Origin of the sequence: Solidesulfovibrio carbinolicus (genome assembly GCF_004135975.1) — a bacterium.
Lineage (GTDB): Bacteria > Desulfobacterota > Desulfovibrionia > Desulfovibrionales > Desulfovibrionaceae > Solidesulfovibrio > Solidesulfovibrio carbinolicus.
Window position 1 is genome coordinate 377,347 of sequence record NZ_CP026538.1, and the last position, 22,698, is coordinate 400,044.

Annotated in this window: 20 protein-coding genes and 1 pseudogene; 10 read left to right on the plus strand and 11 right to left on the minus strand. The window is 66.9% G+C overall.

Annotated features, from left to right (window positions below; genetic code table 11):
- Positions 1 to 68 precede the first annotated feature (68 nt).
- Together ltrA (C3Y92_RS01605) and ltrA (C3Y92_RS01610) are read left to right on the plus strand one after the other, a co-directional pair.
- Positions 69 to 1,340, plus strand: a complete 1,272-nt coding sequence (gene ltrA, locus C3Y92_RS01605; protein WP_207213993.1) for a group II intron reverse transcriptase/maturase — start codon at positions 69 to 71, stop codon at positions 1,338 to 1,340.
- Between the two features lie 586 nt (positions 1,341 to 1,926).
- A complete protein-coding gene (gene ltrA, locus C3Y92_RS01610) occupies positions 1,927 to 3,198 on the plus strand; it encodes a group II intron reverse transcriptase/maturase (protein WP_207213993.1) in 1,272 nt (423 codons plus the stop codon).
- 384 nt (positions 3,199 to 3,582) lie between these two features.
- Here ltrA (C3Y92_RS01610) and C3Y92_RS01615 read toward each other — a convergent pair.
- Both C3Y92_RS01615 and C3Y92_RS21340 read right to left on the minus strand, forming a co-directional pair.
- Positions 3,583 to 3,942 (minus strand): annotated as a pseudogene (locus C3Y92_RS01615) (DUF169 domain-containing protein); the annotation flags it as partial.
- A gap of 18 nt (positions 3,943 to 3,960) precedes the next feature.
- A complete protein-coding gene (locus tag C3Y92_RS21340) occupies positions 3,961 to 4,431 on the minus strand; it encodes a hypothetical protein (RefSeq protein ID WP_165352034.1) in 471 nt (156 codons plus the stop codon).
- 104 nt (positions 4,432 to 4,535) lie between these two features.
- Between C3Y92_RS21340 and C3Y92_RS01620 the strand changes: the two genes are divergently transcribed.
- Positions 4,536 to 5,018, plus strand: coding sequence for a methyltransferase family protein (locus tag C3Y92_RS01620; protein ID WP_129348866.1), 483 nt, complete (start codon positions 4,536 to 4,538; stop codon positions 5,016 to 5,018).
- 92 nt (positions 5,019 to 5,110) lie between these two features.
- Here the strand turns inward: C3Y92_RS01620 and C3Y92_RS01625 are convergent, their stop codons facing one another.
- Both C3Y92_RS01625 and C3Y92_RS01630 read right to left on the minus strand, forming a co-directional pair.
- Positions 5,111 to 5,485: a hypothetical protein gene (locus C3Y92_RS01625; RefSeq protein ID WP_129348868.1), complete on the minus strand. Its 375-nt coding sequence runs from the start codon at positions 5,483 to 5,485 to the stop codon at positions 5,111 to 5,113.
- Positions 5,486 to 5,684: 199 nt separating this feature from the next.
- Positions 5,685 to 6,698 (minus strand): glycosyltransferase, encoded by a 1,014-nt coding sequence (locus C3Y92_RS01630; RefSeq protein WP_129348870.1) that lies wholly within the window; start codon positions 6,696 to 6,698, stop codon positions 5,685 to 5,687.
- 194 nt (positions 6,699 to 6,892) lie between these two features.
- On the opposite strand from C3Y92_RS01630, the gene C3Y92_RS01635 reads away from it, so the two are divergent.
- Complete coding sequence (locus C3Y92_RS01635) at positions 6,893 to 7,855, plus strand: ROK family protein (RefSeq protein WP_129348872.1); 963 nt, start codon at positions 6,893 to 6,895, stop codon at positions 7,853 to 7,855.
- Between the two features lie 19 nt (positions 7,856 to 7,874).
- A complete protein-coding gene (locus tag C3Y92_RS01640; RefSeq protein ID WP_129348874.1) occupies positions 7,875 to 9,809 on the plus strand; it encodes a SulP family inorganic anion transporter in 1,935 nt (644 codons plus the stop codon).
- A gap of 80 nt (positions 9,810 to 9,889) precedes the next feature.
- On the opposite strand, the gene C3Y92_RS01645 is transcribed toward C3Y92_RS01640, so the two are convergent.
- The 5 genes from C3Y92_RS01645 to C3Y92_RS01665 all read right to left on the minus strand — a co-directional run bounded on the left by C3Y92_RS01645 (position 9,890) and on the right by C3Y92_RS01665 (position 15,891).
- Positions 9,890 to 10,330, minus strand: coding sequence for a Fur family transcriptional regulator (locus C3Y92_RS01645; protein ID WP_129348876.1), 441 nt, complete (start codon positions 10,328 to 10,330; stop codon positions 9,890 to 9,892).
- A gap of 178 nt (positions 10,331 to 10,508) precedes the next feature.
- On the minus strand, positions 10,509 to 12,662 hold the full coding sequence (locus tag C3Y92_RS01650; protein WP_129348878.1) for a chemotaxis protein CheA: 2,154 nt from the start codon (positions 12,660 to 12,662) through the stop codon (positions 10,509 to 10,511).
- Between the two features lie 115 nt (positions 12,663 to 12,777).
- Entirely contained in the window at positions 12,778 to 13,941 is a 1,164-nt protein-coding gene (locus C3Y92_RS01655) for an Hpt domain-containing protein (RefSeq protein ID WP_129348880.1), read from the minus strand.
- A 16-nt stretch (positions 13,942 to 13,957) separates the two neighbouring features.
- The gene (locus C3Y92_RS01660) at positions 13,958 to 14,737 is read right to left on the minus strand and encodes an ATP-binding protein (RefSeq protein ID WP_129348882.1); all 780 of its coding nucleotides are present in this window, start codon (positions 14,735 to 14,737) and stop codon (positions 13,958 to 13,960) included.
- Positions 14,738 to 14,742: 5 nt separating this feature from the next.
- Entirely contained in the window at positions 14,743 to 15,891 is a 1,149-nt protein-coding gene (locus C3Y92_RS01665; protein ID WP_129348884.1) for a PP2C family protein-serine/threonine phosphatase, read from the minus strand.
- 181 nt (positions 15,892 to 16,072) lie between these two features.
- Here C3Y92_RS01665 and C3Y92_RS01670 point away from each other — a divergent pair, with 181 nt between their 5' ends.
- Positions 16,073 to 16,537: a hypothetical protein gene (locus tag C3Y92_RS01670; RefSeq protein WP_129348886.1), complete on the plus strand. Its 465-nt coding sequence runs from the start codon at positions 16,073 to 16,075 to the stop codon at positions 16,535 to 16,537.
- A 125-nt stretch (positions 16,538 to 16,662) separates the two neighbouring features.
- Here C3Y92_RS01670 and C3Y92_RS01675 read toward each other — a convergent pair whose 3' ends face one another.
- A complete protein-coding gene (locus tag C3Y92_RS01675; protein ID WP_129348888.1) occupies positions 16,663 to 17,982 on the minus strand; it encodes an HDOD domain-containing protein in 1,320 nt (439 codons plus the stop codon).
- Between the two features lie 120 nt (positions 17,983 to 18,102).
- On the opposite strand from C3Y92_RS01675, the gene C3Y92_RS01680 reads away from it, so the two are divergent.
- Positions 18,103 to 19,107: a polysaccharide deacetylase family protein gene (locus C3Y92_RS01680; protein ID WP_129348890.1), complete on the plus strand. Its 1,005-nt coding sequence runs from the start codon at positions 18,103 to 18,105 to the stop codon at positions 19,105 to 19,107.
- On the opposite strand, the gene C3Y92_RS01685 is transcribed toward C3Y92_RS01680, so the two are convergent.
- On the minus strand, positions 19,049 to 19,861 hold the full coding sequence (locus C3Y92_RS01685; protein ID WP_129348891.1) for a glycosyltransferase family 2 protein: 813 nt from the start codon (positions 19,859 to 19,861) through the stop codon (positions 19,049 to 19,051). The genes C3Y92_RS01680 and C3Y92_RS01685 overlap by 59 nt on opposite strands.
- A 214-nt stretch (positions 19,862 to 20,075) precedes the next feature.
- On the opposite strand from C3Y92_RS01685, the gene C3Y92_RS01690 reads away from it, so the two are divergent.
- The 3 genes from C3Y92_RS01690 to C3Y92_RS01700 are packed head-to-tail and all read left to right on the plus strand — an operon-like array spanning position 20,076 to position 22,662.
- Positions 20,076 to 21,734, plus strand: a complete 1,659-nt coding sequence (locus C3Y92_RS01690; RefSeq protein WP_129348893.1) for an ArnT family glycosyltransferase — start codon at positions 20,076 to 20,078, stop codon at positions 21,732 to 21,734.
- On the plus strand, positions 21,731 to 22,171 hold the full coding sequence (locus tag C3Y92_RS01695; RefSeq protein ID WP_129348895.1) for a hypothetical protein: 441 nt from the start codon (positions 21,731 to 21,733) through the stop codon (positions 22,169 to 22,171). The genes C3Y92_RS01690 and C3Y92_RS01695 overlap by 4 nt, the downstream gene beginning before the upstream one ends.
- Entirely contained in the window at positions 22,168 to 22,662 is a 495-nt protein-coding gene (locus C3Y92_RS01700; protein WP_129348897.1) for a hypothetical protein, read from the plus strand. Before C3Y92_RS01695 ends, C3Y92_RS01700 begins: the two co-directional genes overlap by 4 nt.
- Positions 22,663 to 22,698: the final 36 nt, after the last annotated feature.

Below are 22,698 nucleotides of genomic sequence, written 5' to 3' on the forward strand. Positions count from 1 at the left end.
GACCGGCCTTGGCGGGTGAAAGCAGGGGTGAAGCCCCGAGGATGCCTGTTGGAGGGACCGAAACGTCCATGGCGGCACAGGAAACCGAAAGCCCGGCGTCAACCAGGCACTTGATGGAAGCGGTCTGCGAGAGGGCAAACCTCCGGGAGGCGCTCAAGCGAGTCAAGGGCAACAAGGGCAGTGCGGGGATCGACGGCATGACCGTGGATCAGCTTACGGACTACCTCAAGGAGCACTGGCCGGACATCAGGCAACGGCTTCTCACGGGCGCGTACCGGCCCAGCCCGGTGAACCGGGTGGAGATTCCCAAGCCGGATGGCGGCAAACGCAAGCTCGGCATTCCCACCGTACTCGACCGATTCGTGCAACAGGCGGTGATGCAGGTTTTGCAGCGCCTGTTGGATCCCTCCTTCTCCGAGCACAGCTACGGCTTCCGGCCCCGGCGCTCGGCCCATCAGGCGGTGCGCCAGGCCCAGGAGCACATCGCTCGGGGCTTGCGCTTCGTGGTGGACATCGACCTGGAGAAGTTCTTCGACCGGGTCAACCACGACATCCTGATGGGGCTTTTGGCCAAGCGGCTGGAAGACAAACGCATGCTCCGGCTCATCCGTGCGTTCCTGAACGCGGGGGTGATGGAGAGAGGGCTCGTAGGCCCGACGGACGAAGGGACGCCGCAAGGCGGTCCCCTTTCGCCGCTGTTGTCGAACATCGTGCTCGACGTCTTGGACCGGGAACTTGAGAGACGCGGCCACCGCTTTGTGCGCTACGCGGATGATTGCAATATCTACGTGCGCAGTAGGCGAGCCGGAGAGCGGACAATGCACAGCATCAGCCGTTTTCTGGAAAAGCGCCTCAAGCTCAAGGTGAACGCAGGGAAAAGTGCGGTGGACAGGCCAGCCCGGCGGAAGTTTCTCGGAGTCAGCTTTACGGCCGGAAGTGAGCCGCGACGGCGGATAGCGCCGCAGGCGATCAAGCGGTTCAAAGGCAGAATCCGTGAACTGTCCGGTACGGGACGGAGTATCGAAACGACGGTGGAACGTCTATCGGTCTACCTGCGCGGCTGGATCGGGTACTTTGGATTCTGCCAGGCGAAATCAGTGCTCAAAGGCCTGGACTCATGGCTCAGGCGTCGCTTGCGATGCGTGTTGTGGCGGCAGTGGAAACGGGGGCGGAAGCGGTTTGCTGAACTGAGGTCAAGGGGCGTAGGTAAAGACCTTGCCGCTCAAACGGCCGGAAGTCCTCTCGGACCTTGGCATATCAGCCGAAGCCCGGCCCTGAGCATCGCTCTGCCCAACAGCTATTTTGCCTCACTCGGACTGCCAACCCTAGGTGCCAGGTGAACGCTTAACCTGCCGAACCGCCGTGTACGGACCCGTATGCACGGTGGTGTGGGAGGAGGGGAGCCGCAAGGCTCCCCCCTATCCCGATGTGTGCCGAGCATGCGCGTCAGCTTGGAGGTGCAAGTCCTCTATCCAGCCTGATGGAGGCGAAGGATTAGCGAAGGGCAAGGGCGTCGTCGTGAGGCGGGGTCTGAAGGAAGCCTGGAGCAAAACCGCGACCCGATGAACAAGAACCGGATACGAGGCAGTCATGGGCGGACGAGCGGGCATGAGATCGCGAAGTCCCTATCCATCAAGGCCCATGGCTGTATATCCGGCGGGTGTGCGGGGAAGGCGGACGTGCTTACCTCGGGAGGTCCGCGCCATGTCCCGGAATCGAGACTGAGGCGGCAGCAATGCCGCCTGATCGTGGCGCGGAAGTCAGCAGAGGCCATAGTAGGCGCAAGCCGAAGGGCCAAACGGCAAGGAGCGGTAAGTAGGCCCTATGTCTCATGGCGTTTTGCGGCGGAATACCGGTAGACCGGCCTTGGCGGGTGAAAGCAGGGGTGAAGCCCCGAGGATGCCTGTTGGAGGGACCGAAACGTCCATGGCGGCACAGGAAACCGAAAGCCCGGCGTCAACCAGGCACTTGATGGAAGCGGTCTGCGAGAGGGCAAACCTCCGGGAGGCGCTCAAGCGAGTCAAGGGCAACAAGGGCAGTGCGGGGATCGACGGCATGACCGTGGATCAGCTTACGGACTACCTCAAGGAGCACTGGCCGGACATCAGGCAACGGCTTCTCACGGGCGCGTACCGGCCCAGCCCGGTGAACCGGGTGGAGATTCCCAAGCCGGATGGCGGCAAACGCAAGCTCGGCATTCCCACCGTACTCGACCGATTCGTGCAACAGGCGGTGATGCAGGTTTTGCAGCGCCTGTTGGATCCCTCCTTCTCCGAGCACAGCTACGGCTTCCGGCCCCGGCGCTCGGCCCATCAGGCGGTGCGCCAGGCCCAGGAGCACATCGCTCGGGGCTTGCGCTTCGTGGTGGACATCGACCTGGAGAAGTTCTTCGACCGGGTCAACCACGACATCCTGATGGGGCTTTTGGCCAAGCGGCTGGAAGACAAACGCATGCTCCGGCTCATCCGTGCGTTCCTGAACGCGGGGGTGATGGAGAGAGGGCTCGTAGGCCCGACGGACGAAGGGACGCCGCAAGGCGGTCCCCTTTCACCGCTGTTGTCGAACATCGTGCTCGACGTCTTGGACCGGGAACTTGAGAGACGCGGCCACCGCTTTGTGCGCTACGCGGATGATTGCAATATCTATGTGCGCAGTAGGCGGGCCGGAGAGCGGACAATGCACAGCATCAGCCGTTTTCTGGAAAAGCGCCTCAAGCTCAAGGTGAACGCAGGGAAAAGTGCGGTGGACAGGCCAGCCCGGCGGAAGTTTCTCGGAGTCAGCTTTACGGCCGGAAGTGAGCCGCGACGGCGGATAGCGCCGCAGGCGATCAAGCGGTTCAAAGGCAGAATCCGTGAACTGTCCGGTACGGGACGGAGTATCGAAACGACGGTGGAACGTCTATCGGTCTACCTGCGCGGCTGGATCGGGTACTTTGGATTCTGCCAGGCGAAATCAGTGCTCAAAGGCCTGGACTCATGGCTCAGGCGTCGCTTGCGATGCGTGTTGTGGCGGCAGTGGAAACGGGGGCGGAAGCGGTTTGCTGAACTGAGGTCAAGGGGCGTAGGTAAAGACCTTGCCGCTCAAACGGCCGGAAGTCCTCTCGGACCTTGGCATATCAGCCGAAGCCCGGCCCTGAGCATCGCTCTGCCCAACAGCTATTTTGCCTCACTCGGACTGCCAACCCTAGGTGCCAGGTGAACGCTTAACCTGCCGAACCGCCGTGTACGGACCCGTATGCACGGTGGTGTGGGAGGAGGGGAGCCGCAAGGCTCCCCCCTATCCCGATGGCGCTGGGAAGGCGCGACGGCCGATCCAAGACGCCTTCCACCAGGCTGCTCAAGGGCCAGGGGCCAGGCGGTTCCCCCACGGAAAACCAGGAAAGACTCCTAACCTTCCTACCGGTCCGTCAATCATCCCCTAGCCTCTCCTTTAAACCTTTCCTCCATTCGGGCGTCCGGAGGCCCAGGCCCCCGGATGCCTAACGCCCTGTTCTCCTTATCCCTTTTTCTTCCAAACCTCGCGGCTGCGGGCGTTTTTTTTCTGGACGCCGGCCCAGGTCTTGGTGGCCAGGAACGCTTCGGGCTAGCGGGTAAGGAGTTGTTCGTAGAGCGGCATGGGCACGGTGAAGGTCATTTCGTCGGGCTTCAGGAATTTCCGCGCTGAGGGGTCGCCGCAGCCGAGCACGGCCCGGGGCCGGCCCTTGGTCAGGTAGTGCAGCGGCCAGGTGGTCATGAAGCTGCAGCCAGCGCCGAAGGGCGCGGCCGTGACCTCGAAATTGTCGGTAACAAAGGCGGCCAGATTGGCCAGGCCGGTCAGCACCTCCCCCCGGGCGAAGAAGGTGACGGTCTCGGGCGTCTCGCTTGCGGCGAAGCGATTGACGGGTTTGAAGACGCAGTATTTGGCCGGAGCCGGGCGCGGGGCGATCTCGGTGAAAAAACGGCGGGCCGAGGCCGGGGCCGCTCAGGGATGCGGCCGGCGCAGGCGGCGAAAGGCCAGGAAGCTTCCCTTGAGAAACCGGGGGGCGAGCAGCCGCCAGGGGGCGTTGGTGGTCCCCTGGGGCAGCAGATGGTACCAGGCAAAGCCACGGGAGCGGTAGTGGGCTTTGGCCTTGTCGATGCAGCCGGCCTGGCGTGCGGCGTGCAGGGCGGCGTCGCGCTGGCAGCGCGAGCGAGCCATGGCGTCGAAAACCCGGGGATCAAATCCACGCCGGGCCAGGATGTGGCGCACCCGACGGGCCTCGGCCAGGCGGGACAGGGCGTCGCAGACCGAAAGCACGGCTCCGCCGGCTGAAGCGCCGGCCATGGCCAGGGCGGCCCTGATGGAGGCCGTGCAGAAAAGCCCCAGCCACAAGGCGGAAAAAAGCCCCAGGGCGACGGCCACGGTCATGGGCAGGGGCGCGGCGGCGAGCAGGCGTACGACTTGGATGGTCACGGCTGTTTATTTGGTGGCCGAGGAAGCCCGGGGCTGTCAAGACCCCCTTGACAGGCGATGAGAATTTCGGTGCAAGCAAATCATGACCCCCCGGAGGTGAGGCCATGAATCGTTGGGGAATGGGAACCATGCTCTACCGCGCCACTATCTGCTACGGTTTGCTTGCCATCGTTTACGACGCCATCCTGATCGAATCTTTTTGCGACCGCCTGATCCCCGAACGCCTGGCTCTGGCCGTGGGCGGGGTGCTTCTCGCCCTGGGCTTTGTGGTGTACGCTCTGGGCACGTTTTCGGTGTACAAGGCCATCGACGCCGGACAACTCGCCACGCGCGGCATTTTCGCCGTGGTGCGCCATCCGCTTTACGCCGCCTGGATCTGGTGCATCGTGCCCGGGCTGGCGCTCATGCAGGGCACGCTTTTGGCCCTTTTGACGCCGGTGGTGGCGGGGGTGTTCTACTGGTTGTGCATTCCCCATGAAGAAGTCTGGTTGTTGTCGCGTTTCGGCGAGCAGTACCGGCAGTATTGCCGCCGCGTGGGCGGCATTGTGCCGAAGTTGAGGCGTTGGGGACTACCCCAGGCGGGGTGACGACCACGCCCTGCTCCGGCGCGCCCGAGGCGGCAGCGTGGACGCAGGGCAGGCCGGGAATTCTCGTGACGGGGCGTGTCGGCAGGGTGATGTCAGACCCGCAGCGACAGCATGGTCGGGCCGGAGGCGGTCTGGGGCGTGACGGCGGCGGCTGTGGCGTAACCGGCCAGGGCTTGACGGCGGGTGTAGGCGTTGGGCGGGGGCGTTTGGCCCAGGGCCGGCGTTTCGGCCAAAAGCGCGCTGGCCGCGGCGGCGTCCAGGGCGTCGGCGAAGCTGCTGGCCTGGGGAGAGGCGCCCGAGAGGTCGAATTCGTAGTCCGTGGCCGAGTAGCGCAGGGAAAAGGGGCCAAACGACAGTCCGGCCTCGCGGCTGATGACCTTGCCGGGCACGCGCGGCGCGGCCGGCGTCAAACGAGACGCCTCGCGCTGGTAGGCCCCTATGGGCGATGCGGCGGCAATGGCGGCCATGGGCGGACTCCGGGCGCAAAAACGCCACGCGACGGGGACACGAGCGTGCCTGCCCTCGCGGCCCCGTGCTTCGGGGACCGGCTCCGTCCATGGAGAAAGGTGACGTAACTGTAAGGCGCTTTACTCGTCGTGGCAAGGGGCGCGGGCAAGACAGGGGCGGGGGATGCCAGTTTGGCCGCCGGCCCCGCTTCACGCCCGGCTATAGGCCGTGGCTCCCGGCGGGCAGGCGGCCCTTGGCCGCTTCCAGATAGAGCGCGGCGCGCGGGTCGCCGGGCAGGGCTTCGGCCCAGTGGAGATAGAGCAGCCGCAGGGAGGCGGGGAGTTCCCGGGATGCCTCCAGCCGTCGGCGGACCAGGGCCTCGGCCGGCTGGGCCGTGACAAAGCCGGCGAACCGCTCGGCCCGGGCCGCCGGGCCGTGGCGGGCGCGCAGGGCTTCCAGGCCTTGCCGGGCCACGCGCTCGCGCCTGGCCGGGTCGGGCAGCAGTTCCCGGACCAGGGCGGCCAGCCTGTCCAGGTCGCCCGGGGGATAGGTGAAAAGGTGCTCGCCCGGGTTAAACAGCTCGGTCAGGCCGTGCCCGACCTCGGGCGTAAGCAGGCAGGAGCCGACCGAGAGCGCCTCGAAGACCCGGAAATTGAGGTCGCCGTGTTCGGCGATATTGAGCACGAGGCGCGCCCGGGGGAACAGTTCCCGCCAGTTTCCCCGGGTGACGACGAGGCCCGGGAACAGGGCGGCGAGCTGCCCAAGCAGGGCCGCCCGGCCAGGGGTCAGATCGGCATCGACTTTGCCCACGAACAACAGGTCGATGTCCTTGTCTTCCTCCCGGGGCATGGCCTCGGCGACCATGGCCTCGGCCGCGGGCGGCAGCCAGATGGCCCGGTCCGGGGACAGATTTTCCTGAAAGGCCGGCAGATGGTCGCGCAGGCTCACCGTGCACAGGTCAAAAGCCTGGGCATAGGTCGGATACCAATGGTGGATGTGGCTGTCCACGCAGCCAAAGACGGTGAGGCAGGGGAAATGCTCCACTCCGGGCAGGGGAGGCGGCGCGCTGTAGTCGAAGTAGGCCACGATGTCGGGCGACCGGCCGCATACGGCCCGGATGCCTTCCCAGGTGCGGCACTTGAGGGCATTTTGCGCGACAGCCACGACGGCAAAGGCGTCCTTGGGCAGACAGCCGAGGAAATTGGTCGATCCGACGCAGGCCATGGTCAGCATAGGGCTTCTCCGGGAGGTCGCGGCGCTTTGCCGCTTGGCGGCCATGGGGCCGGGACGTCACGATAGCCAAGGCAAGGGGAAAAACCAATGGCTTCGGGCCTCGGGCTTGCAGGCCTTGTAGTGCCGCCCTTGTCGGTCGATGTGCCCTGGTATAAGGAAATTGAATTCGACAGAGGGCAAGGGATTTTCGAGTCATGCGCGAGAAGGCTTTTTGGGGAGCCGTCGAGGCCGGGGGGACGAAGTTTGTCTGCGCCGTCGGGACTGGCCTTGACGATATCCGGCGGCCGGAGAACCGGGCCGTTTTTCCCACGGGCGACGATCCCGTCGCGACCCTGGCCGCCGTGGCTGGCTGGCTCAAGGCCCGCGAGGCCCAGGGCGGCGCGCCGCTTGCCGCCCTGGGCGTGGCCTCCTTCGGCCCGGTCTGCCTGGACAAGGCCCTGCCCGATTACGGCCGGGTCATGACCACGCCCAAACCGGGCTGGAGCGGCTTTGATCTTGTGGGCGCGCTCGGCCGGGCTTTCCCGGGCCGGCCCGTCGGGTTCGACACCGACGTCAACGGCGCGGCCCTGGGCGAGCGGGAATGGGGCGCGGCCAGGGGGCTGGACGATTTCCTCTACGTCACCATCGGCACGGGTATCGGCGTGGGCGGCATGGCCGGCGGCCGGTTGCTCCATGGGCTGACCCACCCGGAAATGGGCCACATGGGCTTGCGGCGGCTGGCCGGGGACGCGTTTCCCGGGGTCTGTCCGTTCCACGGCGACTGCTGGGAGGGGCTTTGCAGCGGTCCGGCCATGGCGGCCCGGACAGGGACGGCGGCCGAGGACCTGCCCGCCGACCATCCGGCCTGGGAGCATGAGGCGGCCTACGTGGCCGAGGCCTTGGCGACCGTCACCTACGCCTTGTCGCCGCGCCGCGTCATCCTCGGCGGCAGCGTGCCCAAGGGCGGCCGGCTCGGCGAGGAAGGCTTTTTCGCCAAGGTCCGGGAGCGGTTCGTGGCGACCTTGGGCGGCTATCTGCCCGACGAGCGGCTGACGGCCCGGATGGCCGAGTACATCGTGCCGCCGGACTTGGGGGCGCTTGCCGGGGTGGCCGGGGCGTGGTGTTTGGCCGTTATCGCGTCCGACGGCAGGGAGGGCAAAACGCGCTCCAAGCCTTGACCCCTACCGCTTCCCGGGTATGGTCGCTACCATACGCCTCTCCCGGAGAAGCCCTGTGGAACACTGCGAACTGCCCCGCCGACCGTCGCGCTTCGAGCCGCTGCTGCGGCTTATGCCGCGCCTTTTTCCCTTTCTTTCCTGGTGGCCCCGGGTGGGCCGGCGCACGCTTTCGGCCGATCTGTGGGCCGGGCTGACCGGCGCGGTCATCGTGTTGCCCCAGGGCGTGGCCTTTGCCGCCATCGCCGGGCTGCCGCCCCAGTACGGCCTCTACGCCGCCATGGTCCCGGTCATCGTGGCCGCGCTTTTCGGCTCGTCCTGGCACCTCATCTCCGGCCCCACCACGGCCATTTCCCTGGTCGTTTTCGCCAACGTCAGCCAGCTCGCTCCGCCCGGCTCGCCGGACTACATCCGGCTCGTGCTGGCGCTGACCGTCCTGGCCGGCCTGGTCCAGTTCGGCCTGGGTCTGGCCCGCCTGGGCGGGGTGGTCAATTTTGTGTCCCATTCGGTGGTCACGGGCTTTACCGCCGGCGCGGCCATCCTCATCGCCACCAGCCAGCTGGGGCATTTTTTCGGCGTCACCCTGCCGCGCGGCGGCTCCTTTCTCGAAACCTGGCTGGCCTTTTTCCGCCAACTGCCGGCCGTCAACGGCCACGTGGCCCTGATTGCCGGAACCACGCTGCTCGTTGCCCTGGTGCTGCGGCGGCTGTGGCCGCGCTGCCCGGCCCTGCTCCTGTCACTTATCGCCGGCAGCCTCCTGTGCCATGTTTTGGACGGGGCCGGGCATGGAGCCAAGCTGGTGGGCGCGCTGCCGGCCAGCCTGCCGCCGCTGTCCCTGCCGGAAATCGACCTCGACACCTTCCGGGTGCTGTTCCCGGGCGCTTTGGCCGTGGCCATGCTCGGGCTGGCCGAGGCCGTGTCCATCGCCCGGGCCGTGGCCGTGCGTTCGCAGCAGCATATCGACAACAGCCAGGAGTTCATCGGTCAGGGGCTGGCCAATATCGCCGGTGGTTTTTTTTCGGGCTACGCCTCGTCGGGGTCGTTCACCCGCACGGGCGTCAACTACGACGCCGGGGGGAAAACGCCGCTGGCCGCCGTGTTTTCGGCCGTGCTCCTGGCCCTGGTCGTGCTCCTGGTCGCGCCGGCCACGGCGTATCTGCCCATCGCGGCCATGGCCGGGGTCATCGTGCTGGTGGCGGCCGGGCTGGTCAACGTCAAGGCCATCCGCCACATCCTGCACACCGACCGGTCCGAGGCCGGGGTGCTGGCGGCCACGTTTTTGTCCACGCTGTTCGTCGGATTGGAATTCGCCATTTACGCCGGGGTCATGCTGTCGCTTCTGCTCTATCTGCGCCGCACCAGCCATCCCCACTTCATCACCCTGGCCCCGGACCCTGCCTCGCCCCGCCGGGCCCTGGTCAATGTGCGCCGCAAGAAGCTGGCCGAATGCCCGCAGCTCAAGATCCTGCGCCTGGACGGCTCCATCTTTTTCGGGGCCGTCAACCACATCGCCGAGGAACTGCATCGCATTGTGGAGAAAAGCCCCGAGCAGTGCCACATCCTCATCATCGGCTCGGGCATCAACTTCATCGACGCCGGCGGCTGCCACATGCTGTTCCACGAGGCCGGGGCCATGAAGCTCTCGGGCCGGGAGATCTTTTTTTGTTCGCTCAAGGGCGAGGTCATGGAACTCTTGACGCGCGGGGGCTGCCTGGCCCGCATCGGGGCGGAAAATGTCTTTCGCGACAAGGAATCGGCCATCGGCGGCATCGTGGCCCGGCTTGACCCCGAACGCTGCGCCTGCTGCCCCAGCCGGGTTTTTGCCGAATGCGCCGGCCGTCCCGGGGGCTGGGCCGAGGGGTTGACTGCGGCCGGGCTGGCCGAGCTTGGCGACGGTCCGGCCCTGGCCGGGGACGACGACGCGGACGAGAACGACGACGCGCCGGAAGAGGTCTGAGCGGCCGCGCCTTGGCGACGCAAAAAAACGGCGGCCCCAGGCAGGGCCGCCGCGCTGTTTTCGTTTGGCGAGAATCCGGGCTAGGCCCGTTTTTTGCGGCACTCCGGGCACAGGCCGTAGAGGTAGAGCTTGTGGGCGGTCAGGGTGAAGCCGTGGCGGCGGGCCACTTCTTCCTGAAGCTGTTCAATGGCCGGGTCCACCACTTCGACGTTGACGCCGCAGGCCTCGCAGATGAGGTGGTCGTGGTGGGTCTGGCCGTAGAGGATCTCGTAGCGCATGGCCCCGTCGCCGAACTCCACGCCCTTGGCCAAGCCGGAGTCGGCCAGGAGCTTGAGCGTGCGGTAGACCGTGGCCTGGCCGATGCCGGGATAGTCGGCCTTGACCTTCTGGTAGAGTTCCTCGGAGGTGAGGTGCCCTTCCTCGGCCAGAAAAACGTCGAGAATCTGCCGCCGTTGGGGCGTCATCTTGAGTTTTTTGCGGGCCACGAAGTCGGCGAAGAGGGCATACGGATCTTGTTGCATGTGGCGTTGGTCCTCATCCTGTCAATTTGGCCGAGTGTAGCGGCCCGGGGGCGCGTGGTCAATGCGGCGCGCGCCTTTGGCGTCCTCCTCGCGCCCTTGGGGGACGTCGGGAGCGATGGTTCCCGGTCCGGCGGCGCAGCGCGCCGCAACGTGCCGGCGGCCCGGCTGCGAAACGGCCTCAGGCTGGCGCCCGCTTCACGGAAGCCACAAGCGACGGCACGTCGAGAATCAGCGACATGGTGCCGTCGCCGTTGATCGTCGCGCCGGAGATGCCGGACACCGAGCCGATGTAGTTGCCAAGGCTCTTGATGACCGTTTGCTGCTGGCCAAGTACTTGGTCCACGGCTATGCCGGCCCGCTCGCCCTCGAAGCGCGTCACCACCACCTGCTCGATGGCCGGGGGCAGGCCTTCCATTTCAAAAGCCTCGCGCAGCCGGATATAGGGCACGATTTCGCCGCGCAGCTGGATGGTGCGGCCGCGCCCGGTCCCGTCGCCGCCGTCGCGCGAGAGTTCCACGCATTCTTCCACCAGGGACAGCGGAATGATGTACTGGTCCTGGCCGGCCTTGATCTGCAGCCCGTCGATGATGGCCAGGGTCAGCGGCAACCGGATGGTGATGCGCGTGCCCTTGCCCGGTTCGCTTTGCACGTCGATCTTGCCGCGCAGCGCGTCCATGGAGCGTTTGACCACGTCCATGCCCACGCCCCGGCCCGAGATGCTGGTGACCTTGTCCGCCGTGGAAAAGCCCGGCAGGAAAATCAGGTTGAAGCATTCGCCGTCGGTTAGGCGCGCGTCCGGGGGAATAAGCCCCTTTTCCACGGCCTTGGCCCGGATGCGTTCGGCCTGCATCCCCTTGCCGTCGTCGATGATGGTCAGCACCACTTCGCCGCCGGCGTGTTCGGCCGACAGGATGATGGTTCCGGCCTCGGGCTTGCCGGCGGCCAGCCGGTCCTCGGGGGATTCGATGCCGTGGTCGATGCTGTTGCGCAGCAGATGCACCAGCGGATCGTTGAGCTGCTCGATGACGGTCTTGTCCAACTCCGTCTCGCCGCCCTCGGTGACCAGTTCGATGGATTTGCGCATCTCCGAGGACAGGTCGCGCACCAGCCGCCGGAACCGGCTAAACGTCGTGCCGATGGGCAACATGCGGATGCCCAGCGTATTGTCGCGCAGCTCGTTGGACAGCCGTTCGATCTCCTCGGCCACGCTGGTCAGCGCCGGCTGGCCCAGGCTCCCGGCCAGCTGGGTGAGCCGGGCCTGGGCGATGACCAGTTCGCCGACGAGATTGACCAGATCGTCGAGCTTGCCGGCGTCCACCCGCAGGCTCTGCATGGCTTCTTTCTTGGCCGTCTGGGGCGTGGCCTTGGCCTCGGCGCTGGGCGCGGTTTGCGGCGCGGCAGCGGTCTCGGATTTCGGGGCCGAAGCCGCCTGGGGCGCGGCCGGGGCCGGCGGCGCGGCAGCCACGGCCGCGGCGGGCTGGGGCGATGCGGCCGGCTGCGGGGCCTGGGCCGAGGGGCGAGGCGCGGCCGGAACCGGCAAATCCATGGGGGCGTCGCCCTCGGCCGGGGTGATGGTCACGTCGCCGGGGTTGTCCAGGAACAGGAATACGTCGCGCAGGGCGTTGGCGTTGGCGTTGGCGTCAGGCCCGGTGGTCAGGCGCAGGAAGAACCGCATCCGGCAGTCGGCCGGGTCGAGGGCTTCCAGGTCCGGGACGGCGCAGACATCGCAGCGTGCCTCCGCCTGCCCAAGGCTTCGCAGCTCGTCGAGCAGGGCCAGGGGGTCGCTGCGGGAAAGATGGCCGGGGTCGGAGGGGGCGAAGACGATGTCCCAGACATGGGGGGCCTGGGGGGCTTCCGGCAGAATGCCGGCCAGGACAGCGGCCAGTTCGGCGTCGTCCTGGCCGTTGTCGGCAGCTGCCGTGGCCGGCCCGGCCGGTTCCTCGTCGGGCATGTCCGTGGTGCGAAGAAGCTCCTTGAGGCGTTCGGCCAGGTCCGGGTCGGCTTCGGCCTCGGGGTCGGCCCCTTCGGCCAGCATGGCGGCGAAGCGGTCCTTGGCGGCAAAGGCGGCGTCGAGGAGTTCCTTGCTCACCCGCCGCCAGCCGCCCCGGACATGGTCGAAAAGCGATTCCAGGTCATGGGCCAGGGCCACCACCTGGACCAGGCCGAACATGTCGCAGGCCCCTTTGAGGGTATGCACGGCCCGAAATATCCGGTCGACCAGATCGTGGTCGCGGGGATTTTTTTCCAGTTCCAGCAGCGCCCCGTCGAGTTCGGCGAGGTTTTCGGCCACTTCTTCTTGAAACAGGGCGCGGGTCTCGGCGTCGAAAGCCATCCGTTCCTCCGTTGGGCCTGCCTTGTTTCCTGCGCGCCCGGGGCGGCGAAGGCAGTCAAGCGCGTGTTATACGGCCATGCCGGCGTCATGGGCGAACATGCCGGGCGTGTAGTCGTTACTGAAACGACGCGGCGAACAGCTCGCCGGGCAGTCCGGCGTCGGCCAGATCCTTGGGGCCAAGGCCGGCCCGGCGGACGGCTTCGGCCAGGGCCGGAGGCGGGGCGTCGCCATGGGCCAGGGCCTGGCCCCGGGCGGCGAAACCGCGCACGGCGGCGATGAGGACTTGCAGCAGGGCCAGATCGCAGGCCGGGGCCTGGGGCCACACGAGCAGCGTGTCGCGCCCGGTGGCCAGGGCGGCAAGCAAGGCCTCCCGGGCGGCGGCGGCCTCCGGGAGCTGGCCCGGGGCCAGTCGCACCTCGGCGGCCTGCTGGGCGTCGGTCAGCAGCCAGGGGCCAAATTCCCGGGGCTGGGTCAGGGCGGGGGCGTCCGGGGCGGCGGCGGCCGGCGGCAGCAGGGCGTCGAGGTCCACGGGGTGGATGCGGCTGACGTCCAGGGCGAACAGGTAGCCCACGATGTCGGGTTCGACGATGCTGGCGTAGAGCACGTAAAAGGGGATGCGGTTGACCGGCGGCGCGTCGAGGTCGCCCACGGCGGAAAGTTCCATGCGGCAATCGACGATAAGCCCGCTCGACTCCATGGTGGTGATGACGTCAAGCGGCGTTTTGCCCCGGGCCTGGACATCGTGGATGAGGTCGTACTCCACGAGATAGAGGTTTTTGCCGCCGCTGACCGCCTGGCGCAGGCTCAGTTCGTCGGCCGTGAAGGCGCCCGCGCCGCCGGGCAGGGCGATGACGGCCTTGGCCGCCGCCTGGGCGCGTTGCTCGGTGGTGAAGTGCTCCTCGGCCACCCCGGACAGGGCGGCCAGCAGTTCGCCGATGTCCTCGGCGTCGCTTTGGGGGCCGCGCTCCACCAGGGCCAGCAGACGGTCGAAGCCGGTCAGGAGCTGGTTGATGATCCGGGTGTCCGGGGTCAGTTCGCGGCCGCGGATCATGTGCAGGAGGTTTTCCAGGCGGTGGGCCAGCTCCCGGATGTTGGCCAGGTTTAAAAACCCGGCCCCGCCCTTGATGGAATGGGCGGCCCGGAACACCGTGTTGACCAGCTCCTCGTCGATGTCGGCCCCGTGGCGCTCCATGTCCATGAGCGCCGTCTCGATGTTCCCGAGATGCTCCCGGGAGTCCTCAATGAACATGACCAGGATCTCGTCGTCCAGCTGGTCCATGGCGGTTCCTTGGCGATCAGGCCGGTTGGATGGAGAAATGCTTGTCCAGGCGCATGGTGCGAAGTAGCGCCGCCAGATCCGGGCTGACGTGGTCCAGGGCCAGCCGGCCGCCCTTCTTGGACAGGGAGTTGTGGACGGCGATGAGTAGGCCGATGCCCACGGAATCGATGAGCTCCACCTTGGAGAGATCCATGGCAAAGGGGCCGTCGAGGGTCGGCATCAGGTCCTTGACGGCGTTTCGCAGCCCGTCGGCGGCCGAGGCCACGATGTCGCCGGCCGGGGTGAGGATGGTGCGGCCGTCTATGGTGCGGATGTCATACATGGCAGGGCTCCGGTCGGTGTCGTCCCCGGGACGTTCCGGGGCGGATGCGGGACCCGTCAGGCCCGGCACGGCCTTGACGAGGGTCACCTGGTTGCCGGCGGCGTTATAGCGCACGTCGTCGGCGTAAAGGGTCATGATGGTCAGTCCCCGGCCGCTTTCGGCGTCGGGCGGGGGCGGAGCCTCGGCTGCGGCGCGCCAGTCAAAGCCCGGCCCCTGATCAGCGACCACGGCGGTGAGCCGGCCTTCGGCGCAGCCCAGGGTCAGGGTCACCTGGCGCAGGGGGTCGCCCCGGCTGCCGTGGAGCACGGCGTTTAAAAGGGCCTCGCGCAACAGCAGCTTGACGTCGAAAAGGCTGCCCTGGGCCTGCCGGGAGGCCAGGAAGGCCACGGCTTCGTCCACGGCCCGGTCGAGCATGGCCAGGGTGGCGGAAAAGCGCAGGCAGCGGCTGTCAGGGGAAGAATGCGCCTCGAACATGGCCGTCAGACCTCGATGCCCATGAGGACCACGTCGTCCTGGACCGGGCCGGCTTGGGGCTGCAACGCGGCGCTGATGGCTTCCACGGCTTCGGCCAGGGGCGTGGCGGCCTGGGCCTGGCAGGCGTCCAGCAGGGCGGCAAAGCCCTGCTCCCGGCCCCGGGCGGTTGGGCCAAAGCGTTCGATGAGGCCGTCGGTGTAGAGGTAGAGCCGGTCGCCGGGGGAGACCGCGCACTCGATCTGGCCGCACTGGATGGATTCAAAAACGCCCAGCACGTCGCCTTCGCAGGCCAGGGTTTCGACCGTGCCGTCCGCGCCGACCTTGATGGCGGCGGGATGGCCGGCGCTGACCAGGGTCAGGCGGGAGCGGGCGCGGTTTAAAAAGATCAGGCTGGCGGTCAGGTGCATCCCGTCGCGCAAAAACGTCGTCAGCACGCTGTTCATGTTTTTAAGCGTTTCGACGGGCGTGTAGAGCGGGTTGGCGTTTTGGCGCACCAGGGCCTTGAGCGAAGAGGTGACAAAGGACGCGCCCAGGTCGTGGCCCGAGATGTCGGCCACGAAATAGACCATGACCGTCTCGCTCCAGGGGAAGACGTCGTAGAAGTCGCCGCCGGCTTCCAGGGCCGGCAGGTAGCGCACGGCGAAGCGGGCTTCGGGGATGTCGTCCGGGCACACGAGGATGGCCTGCTGGGCGTCGCGGATCTGGGCCAGTTTGGCCGCCTGTTCGGCCAGAAGCGCGCGCAGGCCCTGGCGCAGGCGGATGTGGATCTTGACCCGGGCCAGGACTTCCTCCCGGGCAAACGGCTTGGTGATGTAGTCCACGGCCCCGAGCTTGAGCCCTCGGACCTTGTTTTCCACGTCGTCGAGGCCGGAGATGAAGATGATGGGGATGTCGGTGGTGGCCGGGTCGGCGGTGAGCTTGGCGCAGGTTTCAAAACCGGATTCGCCGGGCATCATGATGTCGAGGATGATGAGTTCGGGCTGCTCGTCGGCGGCGATGCGCCGTCCGGCCGGCCCGGACGAGGCGCGTAGCGGCGTGAACCCGGCTTCCCGCAGCATCCAGGCCAGGGTTTCGACGTTGATCGTCTCGTCGTCGACGATGAGGATGCGCGGCGGCCGGGCGTCGGCCCGTACGCCTTTGGGAGCGTTTTCCATGGTTGTCCAGGTGCGGGGGAGGGCGGACCGGTTTGCGCAAAACGCATTGCTTCCCACGCTTGCAGCCAGTATGACGTTTTCCACGCCGCTTGACAACGCGGCCGGCGTGCTTTTTGTTTGTCCCCCGCCCGATCCGGCGGGGCAGGCCGGCCCGAGCGGCCGTTTTTACACGAGGCGGACCATGCGAGAGCGTTTGGATGCGATCTGGAAAAAGGCCTTGCGACACCATCAGGGGCTTGGCATCATCGGCTTGTGGCTGCTTGGCCTCATGCCCGGGATCATCGTCTCCCTGCGCAAGGGCGACCCCTGGCACGCCACCATGGTGGCCATGGCCATCCAGCTTCTGGCCTCGTTCGGGTCCATCACCCTGTTTGGCGTGGTGGCCCAGATCATCTGCTACAAGTACATCGAGTCCGTCGAGGTCCACGACCGGATGATGGACGGGCTGTTTTTCGGCTTCCACGCCGGCATGATCATCTGGATCTGTTACGGTTTTTTCCACATCCTTTTTGGCCGCAAGATCATCGGCGACGTCAATGATCTGGTGGCCATCTTCGGCGTCAGCTGCATTGGCAGCTGCATCCTCGGCATTGCCATCGGCTTTTTGGTCGGTAAGCTGCGCGATGGCAAATCCACCATCGTCTAAGCGGTCACCAGTCTAGCATTTATGGAAAAAGTCCGGCCGGCTTCCGTTTCCGTGGAGCCGGCCTTGTCGTGCGTGCGGGGGCTGCCCCATGCCGGGAGGCGGCGAATTCTCGGAAAGCTCCGGCCCTAGGCTTCTTCGGCCAGAAACAGCGAGATGATCTCGGCCGCCTGCCCCTCGGCCACGGTCAGGGCTTGCCCCAGGGCCTCGGGCGTCAGCCCGACGGTGGTCCAGGCCGCCGGGGACAGCGGCGGCGCGTAAACCTCGCCGCTGGAGCCGATGCACAGGGAACCGACCGCCGCGTCGGCCAGATGGATCATGGCCGGCAGCGTCCGGCCCATGGGAACCTGGCCGCCGTGATGGCCGCGCACGGCCTGTTCCAGGTTTTCCGGGAAACGCCAGCGACGCAGCAACATGCCGCCCAGGGTGGCGTGGTCAAAGCCCAGCATGGCCCGCTCGGCCTGGCGCAGCAGGATGCCTTCGTCGCGGGCCATGGCCAGCACGTGGGCGGTGTGCCGGGGCAGGTTGCGGTAAAGCACCAGCCGGCCCACGTCGTGGAGCAGGCCGGCCACGAACAGCCGTTCCACCTCCACCGTTTCGCCTGTGCCGTTGGTCCCGGCCTGGGCCAGGTTGGAGGCGATGACGCCGCAGCCGATGCTGTGCTTCCAGAAATCGCGCATGTTGACCAGCCCTTCGGGCAGGTCCTTGAACAGGCCGATGACCGAGATGCCCAGGGCCAGGGTAGTGAGCTGGCGGCTGCCCACGATGGTGACGGCCCGGGACAGGGTGTCGACTTTTACCGGAAAGCCGTAAAAAGCGCTGTTGACAAGTTGCAGCAGCTTGGCCGACAGGCTGGTGTCCTTGCCGATGGCCTCGGCCGCTTCCTTGGCCGTGCTGTTGGGATCGTTTAGGGCCTCGCTGATGCGCACGAAGACGTCGGGCAGCGAGGTGAGCTTGGGATCGGCCTCGATGATGGCCATGGGTCCCGGCGGCGGGGACGTGGGGGCCGGCGGCAGGGCTTCGGGGGCCACGGGGCCGGGCAGGTCCAGGCCATGCGGTCCCCTGGCCCGCAGCAGCCGGGCCGCCCGGGGCAGGGACTGGGTAAAAAGCGCCGCCTGGCCCGGTTCTTCCAGATCGCAGTGGACGAAGCGCGGCTCCAGGGCGGCGGCTGCCGCCGTTAGGTCCAGGGACTCGGCCTGGGGCTGGCAGGGCGGCTGTGGGCCTGTGCCCTGGCCGTCGGCCAGGACGCAGGTCGTCTGGTGGCGCACCGGCCAGGCGTGGAGCAGACTGATGAGGCGCTCGGTCAGCACCGTGCCGCGCGGCACGAGCAGAACCCCGTCGTCGCGCGCCACGTCCTCTTCCAGGACCATGCCCGGTTCAAGGGCGGCCAGGGAGATGCGGCGGGCGGGAGACGGGCCGGAGTCGGGCGGAGAAGTTTGTAAGGCCATAGGGATAAAAATAGTCCTGGGCGAGGCATGTCAAGCCATGTGTCGGCCTCGTAGCGACATTGAACGTAAGCAAAAGCCGTGCCTGGGCATCGCCTGGCCGGCGCGCCCCGGAGGGACGTCGTGGGGAAAAAACCGCTGGCCGTGGTGGTGAGCCTGGATGTGGAGGAAGAGGGCCTGTTTTCCGGGAGCTATCCCCGGGAAGGGGCCGGACTGTCCAACATCCCGCAGCTTCGCCGCCTGGAATTTTTGCCGGCCGAGTTCGGGCTGCCGCTGACGCTTCTGTGCGACTACCCGGTGCTGCGTCACGGCCCGAGCCTTGAGGTGCTGGCCGGGGTCCTGTCCCGGGTCGGCGGGGAGCTCGGCGCCCACCTGCACCCCTGGAACACGCCGCCTTTCCCGGACATGCCCTGGCCGGAACCTGTGAGCACTTCGGTCATGCCTGTGGCGGTCTTTAGGGACAAACTCCACAATCTTCAGGCCGCCGTGGCCGATTTTGCCGGCCGCCCGGCCCGATCTTTCCGCATGGGGCGCTGGAACCTCTTTCGTCGGGCCATGGCCGTGCTGCCCGAGGTCGGCTTCACGGTGGACTCCAGCGTGGCCCCCTTGCGCCACGTGCCGGGCGGGCCGGACCATTTCCTGGCTCCGGCCGATCCCTACTGGCTGTCCCTTCAGGGGCCGCAAGGGCCGCGTCTGCTCGAAGCGCCCACCACCCAGCTGCCGCTGGTTCCGGGCACGCCGCGACTGGCCAAGATGCTGGCCGAGGCCTGCCCGTCCCGGCGCGACGCCGTGCTTGGCGGTTTCATGAAAACCCTGACGCTCGGGGTCAACCCGGTATGGATGCCCGAGGCCACCATGCGGCTGGCCGCCCTGGCCCACGCCTGGCGGGGCGGGCGGGCGCTGACGCTTTTCTGGCATTCCTCGGAGCTGTTGCCGGGGGCGAGTCCGCATTTCCCGGACAAAGGGGCGGTGGACGGGTTTATCGCCAAGGTCCGCCGCTTTGCCGGCTGGCTGCGGCGGACCTTTGACGTGCGGGGGACAACCCTGGAAGGGCTGGCCGGGCCGGAATTTAGCTGGCCGGCGTGTCGCCCGGCGTCTCGTCCGAATAGTACTGCGGATTGGCGTTAGACAACCCACGGCCGTTCTTGTCGAAGATCGAATACTGCTTGTAGCCGAGCTTTTGCAGCCGGAACTGCATGGACGTCTGCAGGACGCCGATGCCGTAGGTGCAGCTGCGGCGGAAATTGATGGACGAGGCTTCGTCGAAGTACTTGGTGGGGCAGGACACTTCGCCGATGCGGAAGCCGAAGTACACGGACTGGGCCAGCATCTGGTTGTCGAAGACGAAGTCGTCGGAATTTTCCCACAGCGGCAGGGCTTCCAGCACCTCGCGGGTGAAGGCCCGGTAGCCGGTGTGGTACTCCGACAGCTTGGCCGACATGAGCAGGTTCTGGGACAGGGTCAGGAAGCGGTTGGCCACGTACTTGTAGACCGGCATGCCGCCGCGCAGGGCCGTGCCGCCGAGAATGCGCGAGGCGATGGCCACGTCGTATTCGCCGCAGGTGCACAGGTTGGCCATGGCCGGGATGATTTTGGGCGTATACTGGTAGTCGGGGTGCACCATGATGACCACGTCCGCGCCGGTCTTTAAGGCCTCGGCGTAGCAGGTCTTCTGGTTGCGGCCGTAGCCCCAGTTGCGCTCATGGCGGAAGCAGCGCAGTCCCAGGCGCTGGGCCTGCTTGATGGTGTCGTCCCGGCTGCAGTCGTCGACGAGGATGACCTCGTCCACGATGTCCTTGGGGACTTCGGCATAGGTGCGTTCCAGGGTGGAGGCCGCGTTGTAGGCGGGCATGACCACCACCACTTTTTTTCCGTTCATCATGGGCGTTCGCTCCAGGGGGTCGCCGGATCGCGGGCGGGCCGGCGGAATGCGCCGCGCAAGGGAGAGTTCGCGGCCAAACGCGGAACTAATCCTGAAAACGGGGGTGCTGTCAACCATTGCGGCCCGTATCGCCGCCGCCGGGCCGACGGACAGGCCGGCGCGTCCCTGGTCGAGGCTTTACATCCAACCTCGCCTTCAGTACCGAGAGCGGGCCATGACGCATACCTCGACGTCCGCCGGGCCGGTCCCGGCCGCGCCGCCCGCCGCTTCCGGGGCGGCCGGCTTCCGTTTGGATTGGGGACTGGCCGCCGTGCTGGTCCTGGCCGCCTTTCTCCTTTTTTACAATCTGGGCCAGCGCCCCTTTTGGCAGGACGAGGCCGAGACCGCCTGTCTGGCCAAAAATGTCCTGGTCAACGGCCTGCCTTATTCCTTTGACGGCCTCAACGTCGTCTCCCAGGAGGAAGAGCGGGAGTTCGACAAGGTCGGGGGCTATCTCTGGCGCTGGTCGCCCTGGATGCAGATTTATCTGCAAGCCGCCGGCTTTGCCGTGGGCGGCCTTGACGCCGCCGCCGGCCGCGTGCCCTTCGCCTTGGCCGCCCTGGTCGCCGTCTACTGGCTGTACCGCCTCACGCGCCGCCACTTCGGCGACCGCGACCTGGCCCTTTTGGCCGCCATCCTCCTGACCACCTGCGTGCCCTTTCTGCTCATCGGCCGGCAGGCCCGCTACTACGCTCCGGGCACGCTGTTCGTCCTGTGGACCCTGGATGCCTTCCTGTCCGACTGGCAGCGCAAAACCCTGCCGCTTCTGGCCATGTTCGCCGGCATGGCCCTTTTGTTCCATGCCAACTACCTGCTTTTTTTGAGCTTCGCCCCAACGGCCCTGGCCGCCGCCTTCCTGGTCTATCCCGAGAAGTTCCACTGGAAGCGCCTGGGCTGGCTCATGGCCGCCACCATCGCCCTGGTCATGGTTCCGGGCATCCTGCTCTACCGCATCGGCAGCCAAAGCGGCCTGTTCGACGTGCTGCTCGTGCCCGAAAACCTCATGCTCTATTTCGCCGACCTATGCATGTTCTGCCTGCCCTTGCCGGTGTCGGTCTATCTGGTCTGGCGCTGGCGGCGGTTCGCGACCCGGGGGGAGCGTCCGGCCGATCCGGCCGAGCGGTTCGCGCTGTTTTCGGCCGTGCTCATCGTGTTCAGCCTGCTGTTTCTAGGCCTGGTTCCCCAGCGGTTTTTCCGCTACATCGCCCACCTGCTGCCGCTGTGCGCCTTTTTGCTGGCCTTTTGCGTGCGCCGGCTGTGGGGTTTCTCCAGGCTCTCGGCGGTGCTGCTCTTTTTCCTGCTGGCCGCCACCAACTGGCTGGCCGTCTATCCCATGGAGCGGCTCAAGATCGTCAACCGGCCCTGGCAAAACGATTTCCGGATGCTCACCTCCAACAATTTTCCGCTGAAGCTGTTCGTCACCGAACTGGTCTGCGGCTATCCCGACGTCAACGCCGCCATCGTGGGATTTTTTACGGCCAACGCCAAACCCGGCCAGACCATCGTGGCCGAATACGGCGACCTGCCCCTGCAATTCGCCCTGTCCGGGGTGCGGGTGCTGGGCGGCCTGCAAGGCCCCGTCCCCGAGGGGGTCAAACCCGACTGGGTGCTGCGCCGGCGGGTGGTGCGTGTCAACCGCGACCGATTCCTGTTCGGGACCCGGGAATTCACCGACAGCCTCGACTACGAACGCGACTACGAGCGCGTCCCCGTGCCTTTCCCGGACGAGACCTTCGGCAACCGCACCGACGACCCCAACCATCATTACTTCATCGCCGTGGAACCGCCCCAAAAGGACCTCGAAATCTGGCGGCGGCGGGAGGGGGCGTCATGAACGTACGCCTTTCCCGCGACAATTTGATTCGCCTCCTGCTCCTGGTCGCCCTGGGCGGCACCCTCTACAAGGGCTTTCTCAAGACTCCCGAGGGCGCCACGCTTTTTGCCCGCCAGTCCTTCTACAACGGCCTGGTCAACGACGGCGAGAACACGGCCATCATGAAGGAACGCCACCGCGACGTGCTGGAAGCCACGGACAAGGCGGTCAAGGTCCGCCTGGACGAGCTGCGCTCCGGGGTCTACAAGCCGGCCCCCGGGTCCCTGGTGTCCGAAGACTCCCTGGTGCGGGCCATTCGCAAGAATGTGGCCACCCGGGCCAGGGCCGTGGACGACGAGCTGCGTGCCGCTGAAAAACTGGAGCGGGCCAGACGTCTGGAAGCCGCCGGCTGGCGCATGGGCTGGTCCTGCCCGCCGGCCGGGGAGGTCCAGCCGTGAGCGCCAGACGCGTTTTGCGCTTCGGGTTGTGGGGCATTGCCGGCGCGGTCCTGGCCGGAGTGGGGCTGCTTGTCTGGTTCGGGGCCTGGCACTATCCGGCCCTGGGCCTGTCCGGCATCCCCAAGGACGGCTACCGCCAGGCCATGGCAATCGCCGCCCAGGGCATGACCGCCGCTGACGGCCTGGGTTTCGAGGATTTCGATTTCCTCAAGTACCGGGAAGTGCAGCGCGGCGGCGAGGCCTACGCCTGGGGCGCGGCCCGTTGCCGCGCCGCCGACGGGTCCACGGCCTTTTACTGGGTCTATCTGGAGTGGAGCAAGAAACGCGGCCAGTGGCTGCGCAACTATTCCCTCGAACTGGCCGCCCCGGACGACGAAATCTACTTCACCCGCGTAAACCCGGGCCAGCTCGGCCGGGCCAAACTGGCCGCCGGCAAGCTCTTGGGCCAACTCGCCTCCCGGGTCCGCGAGGCCCTGGCCGCGGCCAAGTGAACACGTGTTAATTTTCCGGGGCAACCCAAGGTCGGC